The following is a 13,494-nucleotide window of genomic DNA, read 5'->3' as shown; positions in this document are numbered from 1 at the left end:
ATAAGAACAGGGAGGAGCGCCCATGATCCCGGGCCTGATGCAGACCGCGCCGCTGCTGATCAGCGGCATCCTGCGCTATGCGGCCAGCGCCCACGGCGGGCGCGAGGTGGTCTCCCGGCTGATCGACGAGCCCGTCTGGCGCTATGACTATGCGGGCCTGGCCCGTCGCGCCGCCCAGGCGGCCAACGCCCTGGCGCGGCTGGGCGTGCGGTCCGGCGACCGGGTCACGTCCCTGGCCTGGAACACCCATCGGCACCTGGAGCTGTTCTATGCCGCGCCCGGCATCGGCGCGGTGCTGCACACCGCCAATCCCCGGCTGTCGGACGAGCAGATCGTCTTCACGATCAACCACGCGGCCAGCGGCGTCCTGCTGTTCGACCGCAACTTCGCCGAGCTGGTCGCGCGCCTGGCCCCGCGCCTGACCACGGTGAAGACCTTCGTCATGCTGTCGGACGCCGAGCGCGCCCATGACGCCGACATCGGGGCGACCTCGTATGAGACGCTGATCGCCGGCGAGGCCGAGACCGTCGACTGGCCCATGCTGGACGAGAACGCCGGAGCCTTCCTCTGCTACACCTCGGGCACGACGGGCGACCCCAAGGGGGTGCTCTATTCGCACCGCGCCGTGGTGCTGCACGCCATGGCCGGGGGCCTGTCCAGCGCATTCGGCCTGACCGCCTTCGACGTGGTGATGCCCTGTTCCAGCCTCTACCACGCCACCGCCTGGGGCCTGCCGTTCACCGGTCCGATCTGCGGGAGCAAGCTGGTGCTGCCCGCCGACAAGATGGACGGGGCGTCGCTGCACGAGCTGATCCAGGGCGAGGGCGTCACCTTCACCGGCGGGGTGCCGACCATCTGGACCATGTACCTGGCCTGGCTGGAGCAGACCGGCCGGCGGCCGGACAGCCTGAAACGCGTCGTGATCGGCGGCAGCGCCGTGCCGCGCGCCATGGCCGAGACCTTCAAGACCCAGTACGGCGTCGACGTGCTGCAGATCTGGGGCATGACCGAGACCTGTCCGCTGGGCGTGATCGCCACCCCGACCCCGTCCCTCGCCGCACTTGGCGAGGACGCCATGAACGAGGCCATCTGGACCCGCCAGGGCCGACTGCAGTTCGGCATCGAGCTACGGGTCGAGAACGAGGACGGCTCCGAAGCTCCGCGCGACGGCGAGACCTCCGGCGCCCTGAAGGTGCGCGGCCCCTGGGTGGTGCGCCGCTACTACCGCAAGGACGAGGACGCCGCCCAGGACGACGGCTGGTTCGACACCGGCGACATCGCCACCCTGGACGAGCACGGCTTCCTGCGCATCACCGACCGCCAGAAGGACGTCATCAAGTCGGGCGGCGAATGGATCAGCTCGATCGACCTGGAGAACATCGCCGCCGGCTGTCCCGGCGTGAAGATCGCCGCCGTGGTCGGGGTGCCGCACCCCAAGTGGGAGGAGCGGCCGCTGCTGGTCATCGAGGCGCACGAGGGGGCGTCGGTGGGCAAGGCGCAGGTGCTGGAGTACCTGGCGCCGAGGATCGTCAAGTGGTGGACGCCGGACGACGTGGTGTTCGCCCCGGTGCCCCTGACCGCGACGGGGAAGATCGACAAGAAGGTGCTGCGCGAGGCCTGGCGGGGGCATTTGATGACCTAGGTCCTCCCCCTGTGGGGGAGGTGTCGGCGCAGCCGACGGTGGGGGGAGTTGGCCGACGTGGGTCTACTCCCCCCACCGGCGCCTTCGCGCCGCCTCCCCCACAGGGGGAGGGCCTTTGCCTTACGCCAGCGTCCGCACCTTCGGCTCCCGATCCCAGAACCGCTTGGCCGCCGCCGCAATGAAGTCCGCGCCCAGACCGACCACGCCCTCGTCCGGCTCCACCCCCGCCTTGTCCAGCAACGGCTTGGCCGCGTCAGTCGCCCCGATCGCCTTCAGATGCCCGAAGGCGTCCATGACGAACTGAACCGCCGCCGCTTCCTTCAGCAACGCCGAGCAGCCCGTGTCGGACAGCACCAGGGCGACGGCGTCCACCGTCACCGACGGCGTGCCGGCCAGCTGGCCGTCGGCCGGGATCAGCGTGCCGTCCGCGCCCTTGGCCCCGCCGATCTTCGGCGCGATGACCTTGGGCACGGCCCCGGCCTTGCTGATCGCCGCCTTCAGCTTGTCGACCGCCGCGGCGTCCGAACCGTCGGCCACCAGCACGCCGATCACATGGCCCTTGATGTCCTTGGGCGCGCGCGGGCCGTTGACGATCCGCAGCGCCGGCGACAGGTCCAGGTCCTGCACCGGAACCGCCGACTTCGAGGCCTTGGGCACGGGCATGTTCAGCCCGGCCCCGACCCGCTTGGCCAGGTCCGGATCGACATTGACCAGGTTGGACATCATCCGCGTCCGCACCGCCTCGATCCCGACCTTCGACAGCTCGAACACCAGGGCCGAGGCCAGGTGGGCCTGCTCGGCCGGATCCAGCGAGCGGAAGAACAGCCGCGCCTGGCTGTAGTGGTCGGCGAAGCTCTCGGGACGAATCCGCAGCTTGTCGCCCTGCTCGCTGGGACCGTCGGCCGCCTGGAAGGTCGTGAACCCCGTCATCGGACATTCGCGCGGCCCACCGATCTCGCCGGCCGTTTCGGTCAGGCTGTTGGGCTCGTAGTTGGCCCGTCCCTTGGGGACGGCCATCTGCATCTGCCCGTCGCGCTGGAAGTTCATCACAGGACACTTGGGCGCGTTGATCGGGATCTGGTGGAAGTTGGCCGTGCCCAGCCGGCTCTTCTGGGTGTCCAGATAGCTGAACAGCCGGCCCTGCAGCAGCGGATCGTTGGTGAAGTCGACGCCCGGCACGATGTTGGCCGGGCAATAGGCCACCTGCTCGGTCTCGGCGAAGAAGTTGTCGGGCCAGCGGTCCAGCACCATGCGGCCGACGATCCGCACCGGCAGCACTTCCTCCGGGATGATCTTGGTCGGGTCCAGCACGTCGAACGGCAGGCTGTCGGCGAAGGCCTGGTCGAAGGTCTGCAGGCCCAGCTCCCATTCGGGGAAGTCGCCGCGCTGGATGGCCTCGAACAGGTCGCGGCGCTGGAAGTCCGGATCGGCGCCGGCGATCTTCACCGCCTCGTCCCAGATCGTCGAGGCCACGCCCTGCTTGGGCTTCCAGTGGAACTTGACGAAGGTCGACTTGCCGGCCGCGTTGACGAACCGGAAGGTGTGGACGCCGAAGCCCTCGATGGTCCGCAAGCTGCGCGGGATGGTCCGGTCGCTCATGGCCCACATGATCATGTGGGTGCTTTCCGGCATCAGGCTGATGAAGTCCCAGAAGGTGTCATGGGCGCTGGCGGCCTGCGGATAGCCGCGGTCGGCCTCCATCTTCACCGAGTGGATCAGGTCGGGGAACTTGATGGCGTCCTGGATGAAGAACACCGGGATATTGTTGCCCACGAGGTCCCAGTTGCCCTCCTTCGTATAGAACTTCACCGCGAAGCCGCGCACGTCGCGCGGCGTGTCGACGCTGCCGGCCCCGCCGGCCACCGTCGAGAACCGGGTGAAGACCGGGGTCTTCTCGCCGGCCCGCTGGAAGATATCGGCCTTGGTCAGGTCGGACAGCGACTCGAAGAGTTCGAAGAAGCCGTGGGCGGCCGAGCCGCGGGCGTGGACGATCCGTTCCGGGATCCGCTCATGGTCGAAGTGGAAGATCTTTTCGCGAAGGACGAAGTCCTCCAGCAGCACCGGGCCGCGCTCGCCGCTCTTCAACTGGTTCTGGTTGTCGGAAACCCGGATGCCCTGGTTGGTGGTCAGGTGATCCTCGGGCGTATGGGGCCCCTTCTCCGGCACGTGCTGGTGGGTCTCGCCGCCGTTACCGACGTCGGTCTTGAAGCTGTCCATGTCCGCCACTCCTGATGCGCCCGGGGTGACGGCGAAACCCGGCGCTGAGCGGATCGTTCCTATGTCGGAAAGTCGAAGGAAGGCGCGACCTTAGGAAAGCTTCAGCCGCCAGGTCTCGGAGATCAGGCCGTCGCCGAAGCCGTCATAGGCCCAGGTTTCCTCCAGCACGAAGCCGGCGCGTTCGTAGAGGCGACGGGCCGGCAGCAGGTTGTTCTGGGTCCAGAGGACGATCTCCTGGTACCCCGCCAGTCGCGCGAAACTGAGGCATTCGGCCACCAGCGTGTCGCCCACGCCCAACCCCCGCGCCGAGGGTTCGACCAGCAACAGGCGCAGGCGGCCGACCGTGTCGCTCTCGCGGGCCAGCATGATCGAACCGACCGGAACGCCCTGATGTTCGGCGATCCAGCACGCCTCGTGGGCCGGGTCGAAGGTCTTGATGTAGTCGGAGACGACGCCGGCCACCACGCCCTCGAACCGGGCGTCCCAGCCCTGTTCCTTCGCATACAGAACGCCGTGCCGCTGGACGATCCAGCCGAAGTCGCCGGGCCGGGGCGCGCGCAGGACGATCATCGCTCGATCAGCGCCTTCAGCGTCGCCAGGTCCTTGGCGACCATGCCCTGGTCGCGCGCGAACGTGGCGTCGTCCATGCCCGGGGCCCGGAACAGGGTCAGAGTCACCTCGGCCCCGTCGCCGTTGGCCACCACGCGCAGGGGAATGCTCAGCTCGGTCCCGTCCGGCAAGGTCACCCAGTGGTCGAGCACGCCAAAGGGGTTCTCCGGCGAGAACCGCACATGCACGTCGCCGTCCGGGCCGTGGGCGATCCAGCGGTCGCCGTCGGGGGTCAGGCCCGCCCCGAGGCCGGCGGCCCATTTCGGAAAGCTCTCGGGCTTGTGGGCGAAGGCGTAGACCTCGGCGGCCGGGCGGGCGATCGACACGGTGATCGGGCGGGTCTCGAACAGGGTCATGGAGCTTTCCTAGCGCAGCATCCCCCAGGCGATCATCGCCTGGCCGCCGAAATAGAGGAACCACACCGCCCAGGCCGTCAATCGCGGCGAGCCCATCAGCTTGGCTCCCTTGAACAGGTCGAACGACAGGATGGCGTCGGACGCCATGAAGGCCACGGCGCCGATCGTCGCCGGCCAGCGCAGGCGCGGCAGCAGCAGGCTGGTCGCCACCATGGCGGCGATGGCCAGCACGTAGAGGACGACGGCCGGCTTCAGCGGGCCCAATGACCGCCACAGCTGGACCAGCATCACGGCGGCGGCCAGGACGATCAGCGGCGCGACGGCCCAGAACGCCGTCCCCGCCGCCGGTCCCCGCTCACGCCAGAACAGCAGCACATAGACCACGTGCCCGGCCAGGAAGGCGGCCAGGCCGAACGGCAGCCAGCGCTTGGGGTCGCCGGCCAGGAAGGCGTCGCCGGCCGCGCACAGGGCCAGGGCGATCGCCAGCCAAGGCCCGCCGCCCTCCAGATAGGCCAGCACGGCCAGCGCCGCGACGGCGAGCGTCTTGACCAGGGTTCGAAGAAAGGACGGCGGCCGCTGGACCAGGACCAGGCCGTACAGCGCCGCGCAGAGCCCGGCGACGCTCCACAGCGCCAGGTCAGTCATCAGAGCCGAGCTTGGCGAGGAAGGTCTTGGCCTCGTCCTTGTGGCGGGGCTTGAGGTTGCGTCCGATCAGGGCGATGACCGCGGCGATCACGGCCGCGTCGTCGGTCAGGCCGATGGCCGGCAGGATGTCGGGTATCGCGTCGGTCGGCAGGACGAAATAGGCCAGGGCCGCGAACATCATGCCCTTGGCCGAAGCCGGCGTCGCGGGATCCTTGGCGCACCACCACAGCGACAACGCGTCGGCCGCGAACGGCGCCTTGGACGCCACCTTGCGGATCTTCGGCCAGAAGCCGCGCGCCACCCGCTGCTCGTTGACCCGCACCGTGGCCGGGACAAGCGCCTTCTTCGGATCCAGCACGTCGTCGGGCGTGAAGCCCGGGTTGACGTCGGGGGATGGTTTGGCGTCGGCGCTCATCGGGGTAAACCGCTCCTCAAGGTTCAATTAAACGCAAGCCGCGAGGAAACGTCCATGAAACTCGATAGCACCGTCGCCGCCGTCGTCACCGGAGGCGCGTCGGGCCTCGGCGAAGCCACCGCCCGCGCCCTGGCCGCCCAGGGCGTCAAGGTCGCGATCTTCGACATGAACGAGGCCAAGGGCGAGGCGGTCGCCAAGGAAATCGGCGGGGTGTTCTGCAAGGTCAACGTGACCTCGGACGAGGATGTCGACGCCGGCTTCGAGAAGGCCCGCGCCGCCCACGGCCAGGAACGGGTCCTGGTCAACTGCGCCGGCACCGGCAACGCCATCAAGACCGCCAGCCGCGACAAGGCCACCGGCGAGGCCAAGCACTTCCCGCTCGACGCCTTCAACATGATCATCCAGATCAACCTGGTCGGCACGTTCCGCTGCATTGCCAAGTCGGCCAAGGGCATGCTGGACTTGGAGCCGCTGGCCGACGGCGAGCGCGGCGCGATCGTCAACACCGCCAGCGTGGCGGGCGAGGACGGCCAGGTCGGCCAGGCCGCCTATTCGGCGTCCAAGGGCGGCGTCATCGGCATGACCCTGCCGATCGCCCGCGACCTGATGAACGACGGCATCCGCGTCAACACCATCCTGCCGGGCATCTTCAACACCCCGCTGATGAACGGCGCGCCCGAGAACGTGAAGGCCGCCCTGGCCGCCTCGGTGCCGTTCCCCAAGCGCCTGGGCAATCCCGAGGAATACGCCCAGCTGGCGCTGACCATGATCAGCTGCGGCTACTTCAATGGCGAGGACGTGCGCCTGGACGGCGGCATCCGCATGGCGCCGCGGTAGTCGGCGCCCTTCCCTCCCCCTTGAGGGGAGGGGGGACCAGCGAAGCTGGTGGGTGGGGTCCGCTGACTCAGCGAGCCCCACCCGACGACTTACTGACCGGCCGAGGCGACCGGACGCAGGATCGACGGACCCAGGTTGGTCATGATCTCGCGAGCGTCGTAGGCGCGCGGGTCTCCGGCCGGCTTGGGCCCCTTGTGGAGCAGGATCTCGGCGCTGGCCTGGAACTTCTCGATCGTACGGACTTCGGCGGAGCCGCCGAAGAACGGGTCACCCCACGGGCCCCAGCCGCCGTAGCCGCCGTAATAGCCGCGCCAGGCCGGACGCCAGTAGCCGTACGGATAGCCGCCGTAGCCATAGCCGTAACCGCCCCAGCCGGGGCCGTAGTTGTCGATCACGGCGCGCGCCGTGCGGTCGGTGCGGCGGTCGGCGGTCTCGAACCAGTCATAGCCCGCCTGAACGGTGACTTCGGCGGCGCGATACAGCAGGTAACGCTCGACGGTTTCGCGCGAGGTCATGCTGTTGCCGGCGAAATTGACCTGATAGCGGTCGCTTTCCAGCCGTCGGTCGGAGAAACCGCCGGGGGCCTTCTGTCCGGCGACGTTCGGTTGGTAGGGGGTGGCGGTGGCGCAGGCCGTCAGCAGGGCGGCGAGCGCCAAGGCAGCGACCAGCCCGGCCTTACCGGCGATGGTCTTGCGAATAGTCATGGCGCATCCCTTCACTAGGAATCTTGGCGAAAAGACTCGTTTCGTCCCGTCAATCTAAATGCATGGCGCAGCTTTGTGGTTTCGCCAAGGCCATTGCGTTTCAACCTTGTGATCAGCCGCGCGAGACGATCAGCCCCGCGGCGGTGATCAGCAGCACTCCGACGACGATCGCGAAGCCCTTGCGGAACCCCGGTTCGTTCATCCGCGAGGCCAGCGCCGCGCCGCCCAGGCCGTAGCTGCTCATGCTGATCAGATCCATGCCGATGGTGGCGGCGGCGAACATCGCCAGCTGCGGGACCAGGGGCCGCTGGACGTCGATGAACGGCGGCAGCACGGCGCCGAAGAACAGCAGGATCTTGGGATTGGCGATCTGCACGGCGAACCCGTCGCGGAACGCCGAGCGGCTCATGCGGAATGATCGGTGGCTTTCGCTCTCGCCGCCCTTGTCCCGGACTCCCGAGCGGATCGACTTGATCCCCAGCCAGACCAGATAGGCCGCGCCGGCCAGGGCCAGCAGGTGGAAGGCCTTGGGGAAGGCGACGATCAGCGCGCCCAGGCCCAGGGCCGAGCAGGCGAACCAGACCAGGGTGGCGACGTTCATGCCGGCCACGCCCAGCAGGGCCGCGCCCTTGCCCTTCTGCATGCCGGTGGCGATGGCGAACAGGTTGGCCGGCCCCGGCGTGATGGCCATGACGAACATCATCACCAGGAAGGCGCTGTAGCGGGCGGGATCGACGGGCAGGGTCATGACCCCGCCCTATAGCCAAGCCTCGCCCGCCGGACCAGTCGCGGCCTAGGCGCCGACCGCCACCAGGATCCAGATGACCCGGCCTAGGGCGCCGAACAGCAGGATCGCCGCCGCCAGGGCCTGGATGATGAAGCCGGCCTCGCGCTTGCCCGGATCGGCCACGTAGCCGAGGGCGTAGACGATCCGCCCGACGATCCAGACCGCGCCGAGGATCGTGGCGACCAGGTCGCTCCAGTAGACGGCGAACAGCCACAGCGACGGCAGGAAGATCACCAGCCATTCCAGGGTGTTGGCCTGGACGCGGATGTGGCGCTCCAGGATCGGATCGCCGGTCATGGTCGGGGCGTGGATGCCGGTCTTGGCGCGCACCCGGCCGATGCGGGCGATCATCCAGGCATAGACCAGCAGCGCGACGATCGTGACGATGGCGACCCAGGAATGCGGTTGCATGTGCGTTTCTCCCCCGGCTCCCGTAAGCGGAGCCTTGCTCCGGCGACTACACCGCAGTTCGCGCCGGTTTGCACCCTAAACAGGCATTGGGAACCGCCCCAGGCGGCCATGCGCTTTTTCGTCAGAACCGATCCTCATGCGGAGGCTTTCAGCCATGCGTGTCGACTCCACGGCGATCCGCCAAATCGACTACGAGCCCGAGCACGGCAAGCTGTTCGTGACGTTCCACGACGGCGACGAATACGTCTATGTCGGCGTGCCGCCCCGGGTGACCGAGGCCTTCGAACGCGCCCCGTCCAAGGGCCGGTTCTTCCAGCGGATGATCCGCGACCGCTACCCCTACAACCGGGTCTGACGGCGTTCCCTTTCGTCGCCCCTTTCCTTCCTTCGCGCGGCAACGCTAGATCGCATTTCTGATCGAGCGGGGCGGCGACATGGTGCGGGCGGGAATCGCCGTTGTTCTGGGCTTGGCCCTGGGTCTGGCGGCGGGCGTCGCCCAGGCCGCGCCGCGCGTCGGCTATCGGGTCGAGGGAACCTGCGACGGCTGGCCCCGGCTGGCCATCGACACCGAAAAGGGCCTGTGCGCCGGCCTGGTGGCCGGCCCCGCCCCCGGCGCCTTCGCCAGCCGCCAACTGCGTTTGCCCCGCACTCTGGTCCAACTGGACGAGCGGACCTGGCTGGTCGCCGACCTGGCCGACTGGACGCGACCGCGCGGCGTGATCTGGAAGATGACCGCCGCGCCCGGCCAGCCGGTCCAGCTTCAGACCCTGCTGACGGGCCTGTCCCTGCCGCATGGACTGGCGCTCGGTCCCGACGGCCTGATCTATGTCGGCGAGATGAGCCGGATCTTCCGCTTCGATCCGCGCGCCGCCGATCCGGCCGCCACGGTCCAGGAGGTGATCACCGGCCTGCCCGACAATCGGCTGCACGACAATCGCCACCCGCTGTCGCAATTCGTGTTCGCCCCCGACGGCGCCTTGCTGGTCAATGTCGGCGCGCCCTCGGACCAGTGCCTGGACGCCAACGGCGCGCGGGTCGGGACCGTGCGTTGCGACCAGTCGGAGGGCGAGGAAGCCACGGCCGGCGTCCGTCGCTACGCCCGCCTCGCCCCAGGCCGCTGGGACCCGAAGTTCACGATGCTGGCGCGCGGCCTGCGCAACTCGGTGGCCCTGGCCGTCCATTCGTCCGGCACGATCCTGCAGGCCGAGAACAGCTACGATTTTGACGATCGCTGGAGCCCGTTCGAAGAGGTCAACCGTCTCGAGGCCGGCCGCCACTACGGCTGGCCCTATTGCCAGGACATGGCCACGCCGACGCCCGGCTGGACCGGAACCATGGACTGCGCCTCCAGCATCCACACCCCGCCCGTCGCCCTGCTGCCGCCCCACGTCGCGCCGCTGGCCATGACCTGGTACCAGGGCGCGATGTTCCCCGGGCTCAAGGGCAAGCTCTTGATGAGCTGGCACGGCTACCGCTCGACCGGCGGCCGGCTGGTCGCCTTTGAGGTCGACGCCAACGGCGTTCCGCTCACCCGCTCGAAGGCGAGCTTCCCGATCTATCCCAGCGGCTCGCGGCCGTTCGGCACGGGTCCCGCCGCCCAGGCCCAGGTGCTGACGCCGGGCTGGGGCCGGGTCGAAGGCAAGCGGCCGCAGGGGACGCCGGTCGGGATCACCGTGGCCGCCGACGGGGCGATCTGGGTCGCCGATGACAAGAACGCCGGCGTCATACGCTTCGCCGTCGACCGGCCGTAGGCGGAACGGCCCGTCCCCGCACGGCGTTCGGGCCGCATGGCCGCGACGGGAACCCACAACAGCTCGACCCTGGTCGTCTACGCGGCCCTGGCCGGCAATCTGGCCATCGCCGTCACCAAGTTCGTCGCCTTCGTCCTGACCGGCTCGTCGGCCATGCTGACCGAGGCGATCCACTCCAGCGTGGATACGGGCAACCAGGGCCTGTTGCTGCTGGGCCTGGCGCGGGCCCGCAAGCCGCCCAGCGAGACCCATCCGTTCGGCTACGGCATGGAGGTCTATTTCTGGGCGTTCGTCGTGGCCCTGCTGATCTTCGCCCTGGGCGGGGCCTTCTCGATCTACGAGGGCGTGCTCAAGATTTTCCGACCCGAGCCGATCGAACGCGCCTGGATCAATTTTCTTGTCATCGGCCTGGCGATCCTGTTCGAGGGCGGCTCGTTCCTGGTGGCCTGGAAGGAGTTCAGGGTCCTGACCCGGGGCACGCCGCTCCTGCGCGCCATCCGTCGCAGCAAGGACCCTTCGGTGTTCGCCGTGCTGCTGGAGGACGGGGCGGCCCTGGCCGGCCTTGCGATCGCGGCGCTCGGCGTGGCCGGTTCGGCGGTGTTCGGTATCCCCTGGGCCGACGGCGCGGCCTCGGTGGCGATCGGCGTCCTGCTGGTGCTGGTGGCGATCTTCCTGGCCAACGAAACCCGCAGCCTGCTGACCGGCGAGTCGGCCTCGCCGCGCATCGTCGAAGAGGTGCGCCAAATGCTGGCCGCCGATCCGCGCGTCGACACCGTGGCCGAGGTGCTGAGCATGCATCTGGGGCCGCAGGAGATCCTGCTGGGCGTGACCCTGGACTTCCACGACGACCTGACCGCCGGCGAGATCGAGGACGCCGCCGACGATTTCGCGGTGCGCATCCGGACCATCGACGAGAGGATCACGCGGGTGTTCGTACGCTCGGGCCGGGCCCGGGCGGCCTATGCGCGGCCGCTGGAAACCTGAGCCCGCCGCGCCTTCCACTCATCGGCCGTCTGGCCCCACAGGTGGATCGGCACGTCCCGATGGGGCTCGGGCAGGCGGCCGACTTCCAGGAAGCGCGAACCGATCCTCTCGGCCACCTTGATCGACGGGGTGTTGGCCGGATCGATGCAATGGATCAGCCGCGTCCAGCCTAGCGCGTCCACCGCGAAATCCATGGCCGCGACCGCCGCCTCGACGGCGTAGCCCTTGCCTTGGGCGGCGGGATGCACGCTCCAGCCGATCTCGGTCCCGGGCCACCCCTCGGGCCGCCAGGGGCCGATGCGGCCGACCCACAGGCCGGTGTCCTTCTCGATCAACGAGAACATGCCAAAGCCGTTGAGCGCCCAGGACCCCGCCATGCTGGCCATGGCCCGCCAGCTTTCGGACCGCGTCTGGACGCCGCCGATGTAGCGGGCCGCCTCGGCGTCGGCCATCAGCTCGGTCCAGCCGTCGAGGTCTTCGGCGGCGGTGGGGCGCAAGATCAGCCGGGCGGTTTCCAGGGTGGGTCCGGGGGCGATCATCGAAGGTCCTCCTCTTTCCCTAACCCTAGCCCGCGCGGGGAAATCAGGCCACGCAGGCCGCCAGGCCCTCGCGGCGCACCGCGCCCGAGGCCTTGCCGATCCGGCTGGAGCGCTTCTTGACGTAGCGGCCCGGATTGACCGCCTTCCACTTCAGCGGGCTGGGCAGGATCGCCGCCAGCCGCGACGACTGCTGCTGGGTCAGCTGGTCGGCCCCGACCTTGAAATAGGTCCGCGACGCGGCTTCCGCGCCATAGATGCCCGGGCCGTATTCGATGGAGTTCAGATAGACCTCCATGATCCGCTTCTTGCCCCAGAAGGTCTCGATCAGCACCGTGAACCAGGCCTCCAGTCCCTTGCGGAAATACGAGCGGCCCTGCCACAGGAAGACGTTCTTGGCGGTCTGCTGGCTGATGGTCGAGCCGCCGCGGATCTTCTTGCCCTTGCCGTTGTTCTCGTAGGCCTTCTGCAGGGCGTCGAAGTCGAAGCCGTGGTGGTCGCAGAACCGGGCGTCCTCGGCGGCGATCAGGGCGCGCGGCAGGGCCGGCGAGACCTTGTCGATCGGCCGCCAGTGGTGGTTCCAGCCCTTGCCCTCGGCCAGGCGGATGATCATCAGCGGCGTCGCCGGCGGCGGCACGAAGCGATAGACGATCACCGTCAGCACCGGCCCGGCGACCAGCACGATGAACAGCGCCACCAGGATGTTACGCAGCAGGACCTTCACGGAATCGTTCCCCAACTCGTCGCTTGCCTTGACGTTGCGGCCGGATGCTAACCAAGCCTCTGTCGCGGGGATAGCCGCCCACCCGTTAGCGAGGCCTTGATGACCGAGTTCAACACCGTGTCGAAAGCCGTCGAACGACGGATGTCGGTGCGCGCCTTCAAGCCCGATCCCGTGCCCGGCGCCGTGGTCCGCGAGCTGCTCGAGGCCGCCGCCCGCGCGCCGTCGGGCGGGAACCTCCAGCCCTGGGTGGTGCACGCCCTGGCCGGCGAGCCGCTGAAGGAGTTCAAGGCCCTGGTCGCCTCGCGGCTGATGGACCGCGACAAGCCGGAGTACCACGTCTATCCGCCCAACCTGTGGGAGCCGCTGCGCACCCGCCGCTACCAGGTCGGCGAGGACCTCTACGGGGCGCTGAACATCCCGCGCGAGGACAAGCTGGGCCGCCTTACGCAGTTCGCCCAGAACGCCGAGTTCTTCGGCGCGCCGGTGGCGCTGTTCTTCTCGGTCGCCCGCGATTGCGGGCCGCCGCAGTGGTCGGACATCGGCATGTACATGCAGACCCTGATGCTTCTGGCCGTCGAACGCGGGCTGGACACGTGCGCCCAGGAGTTCTGGTCGGTCTACGGCAAGCTGGTGGCGACCTTCATCGACCTGCCGGCCGACCACATGCTGTTCTGCGGCATGGCCCTGGGCTATCGCGACGAGACGGCGGCGGTGAACAGCTGGCGCTCGCGACGCGATCCGTTCGAGGCCTGGGGGTCGATGCGCGGCTTCGACTGATCAGGCCCTCCCCCTGTGGGGGAGGCGGCCGAAGGCCGGTGGGGGGAGTCTTGGGATCCTCCGTCCGGATTGTGGAGCCCTGCCGATCACTCCCCCCTC

The 13,494-nt window shown here is 68.9% G+C and carries 16 protein-coding genes; 6 read left to right on the top strand and 10 right to left on the bottom strand.

Translation table 11 applies throughout. The features are described 5' to 3' along the window. Positions 1 to 22 precede the first annotated feature (22 nt). Positions 23 to 1,642 carry a long-chain fatty acid--CoA ligase gene (locus AC1DYP_RS18965; RefSeq protein ID WP_477047645.1) on the top strand — a complete coding sequence of 540 codons (1,620 nt, stop codon included), beginning with the start codon at positions 23 to 25 and terminating at the stop codon, positions 1,640 to 1,642. Positions 1,643 to 1,762: 120 nt separating this feature from the next. Here AC1DYP_RS18965 and AC1DYP_RS18960 read toward each other — a convergent pair whose 3' ends face one another. From AC1DYP_RS18960 to AC1DYP_RS18940, 5 genes are all read right to left on the bottom strand, one after another. Continuing rightward, a complete protein-coding gene (locus AC1DYP_RS18960; RefSeq protein WP_477047644.1) occupies positions 1,763 to 3,859 on the bottom strand; it encodes a catalase in 2,097 nt (698 codons plus the stop codon). A 90-nt stretch (positions 3,860 to 3,949) separates the two neighbouring features. Continuing rightward, positions 3,950 to 4,429 (bottom strand): GNAT family N-acetyltransferase, encoded by a 480-nt coding sequence (locus tag AC1DYP_RS18955; RefSeq protein ID WP_477047643.1) that lies wholly within the window; start codon positions 4,427 to 4,429, stop codon positions 3,950 to 3,952. Further along, positions 4,426 to 4,824 (bottom strand): SRPBCC family protein, encoded by a 399-nt coding sequence (locus AC1DYP_RS18950; RefSeq protein ID WP_477047642.1) that lies wholly within the window; start codon positions 4,822 to 4,824, stop codon positions 4,426 to 4,428. Before AC1DYP_RS18950 ends, AC1DYP_RS18955 begins: the two co-directional genes overlap by 4 nt. Before the next feature lie 9 nt (positions 4,825 to 4,833). Further along, positions 4,834 to 5,469 carry a lysoplasmalogenase family protein gene (locus AC1DYP_RS18945; protein WP_477047641.1) on the bottom strand — a complete coding sequence of 212 codons (636 nt, stop codon included), beginning with the start codon at positions 5,467 to 5,469 and terminating at the stop codon, positions 4,834 to 4,836. Continuing rightward, the gene (locus AC1DYP_RS18940; RefSeq protein ID WP_477032362.1) at positions 5,462 to 5,884 is read right to left on the bottom strand and encodes a YkvA family protein; all 423 of its coding nucleotides are present in this window, start codon (positions 5,882 to 5,884) and stop codon (positions 5,462 to 5,464) included. Before AC1DYP_RS18940 ends, AC1DYP_RS18945 begins: the two co-directional genes overlap by 8 nt. A gap of 54 nt (positions 5,885 to 5,938) precedes the next feature. Here AC1DYP_RS18940 and AC1DYP_RS18935 point away from each other — a divergent pair, with 54 nt between their 5' ends. Then, positions 5,939 to 6,721 (top strand): SDR family NAD(P)-dependent oxidoreductase, encoded by a 783-nt coding sequence (locus tag AC1DYP_RS18935; protein ID WP_477047640.1) that lies wholly within the window; start codon positions 5,939 to 5,941, stop codon positions 6,719 to 6,721. Positions 6,722 to 6,810: 89 nt separating this feature from the next. Here the strand turns inward: AC1DYP_RS18935 and AC1DYP_RS18930 are convergent, their stop codons facing one another. The 3 genes from AC1DYP_RS18930 to AC1DYP_RS18920 all read right to left on the bottom strand — a co-directional run bounded on the left by AC1DYP_RS18930 (position 6,811) and on the right by AC1DYP_RS18920 (position 8,623). Next, the gene (locus tag AC1DYP_RS18930; RefSeq protein WP_477032360.1) at positions 6,811 to 7,425 is read right to left on the bottom strand and encodes a CC0125/CC1285 family lipoprotein; all 615 of its coding nucleotides are present in this window, start codon (positions 7,423 to 7,425) and stop codon (positions 6,811 to 6,813) included. 112 nt (positions 7,426 to 7,537) lie between these two features. Further along, the gene (locus tag AC1DYP_RS18925; protein ID WP_477047639.1) at positions 7,538 to 8,173 is read right to left on the bottom strand and encodes a LysE family translocator; all 636 of its coding nucleotides are present in this window, start codon (positions 8,171 to 8,173) and stop codon (positions 7,538 to 7,540) included. 45 nt (positions 8,174 to 8,218) lie between these two features. After that, positions 8,219 to 8,623, bottom strand: coding sequence for an MAPEG family protein (locus AC1DYP_RS18920; RefSeq protein WP_477047638.1), 405 nt, complete (start codon positions 8,621 to 8,623; stop codon positions 8,219 to 8,221). A 154-nt stretch (positions 8,624 to 8,777) separates the two neighbouring features. On the opposite strand from AC1DYP_RS18920, the gene AC1DYP_RS18915 reads away from it, so the two are divergent. From AC1DYP_RS18915 to AC1DYP_RS18905, 3 genes are all read left to right on the top strand, one after another. Next, positions 8,778 to 8,978: a KTSC domain-containing protein gene (locus AC1DYP_RS18915; RefSeq protein ID WP_012284298.1), complete on the top strand. Its 201-nt coding sequence runs from the start codon at positions 8,778 to 8,780 to the stop codon at positions 8,976 to 8,978. A gap of 79 nt (positions 8,979 to 9,057) precedes the next feature. Then, the gene (locus AC1DYP_RS18910; protein ID WP_477047637.1) at positions 9,058 to 10,374 is read left to right on the top strand and encodes a PQQ-dependent sugar dehydrogenase; all 1,317 of its coding nucleotides are present in this window, start codon (positions 9,058 to 9,060) and stop codon (positions 10,372 to 10,374) included. Positions 10,375 to 10,410: 36 nt separating this feature from the next. Continuing rightward, on the top strand, positions 10,411 to 11,358 hold the full coding sequence (locus AC1DYP_RS18905) for a cation diffusion facilitator family transporter (RefSeq protein ID WP_477047636.1): 948 nt from the start codon (positions 10,411 to 10,413) through the stop codon (positions 11,356 to 11,358). On the opposite strand, the gene AC1DYP_RS18900 is transcribed toward AC1DYP_RS18905, so the two are convergent. Both AC1DYP_RS18900 and mtgA read right to left on the bottom strand, forming a co-directional pair. After that, on the bottom strand, positions 11,334 to 11,897 hold the full coding sequence (locus AC1DYP_RS18900; RefSeq protein WP_477047635.1) for a GNAT family N-acetyltransferase: 564 nt from the start codon (positions 11,895 to 11,897) through the stop codon (positions 11,334 to 11,336). The two genes, AC1DYP_RS18905 and AC1DYP_RS18900, sit on opposite strands and share 25 nt — an antisense overlap. Before the next feature lie 43 nt (positions 11,898 to 11,940). Further along, positions 11,941 to 12,618, bottom strand: coding sequence for a monofunctional biosynthetic peptidoglycan transglycosylase (gene mtgA, locus AC1DYP_RS18895; protein ID WP_477047634.1), 678 nt, complete (start codon positions 12,616 to 12,618; stop codon positions 11,941 to 11,943). Positions 12,619 to 12,717: 99 nt separating this feature from the next. Here mtgA and AC1DYP_RS18890 point away from each other — a divergent pair, with 99 nt between their 5' ends. After that, positions 12,718 to 13,395 carry a nitroreductase gene (locus AC1DYP_RS18890; protein ID WP_477047633.1) on the top strand — a complete coding sequence of 226 codons (678 nt, stop codon included), beginning with the start codon at positions 12,718 to 12,720 and terminating at the stop codon, positions 13,393 to 13,395. Positions 13,396 to 13,494 lie beyond the last annotated feature (99 nt).

The organism is Caulobacter sp. P1_D6 (genome assembly GCF_056406095.1).
This window is presented reverse-complemented; position numbering and strand designations above follow the sequence as displayed.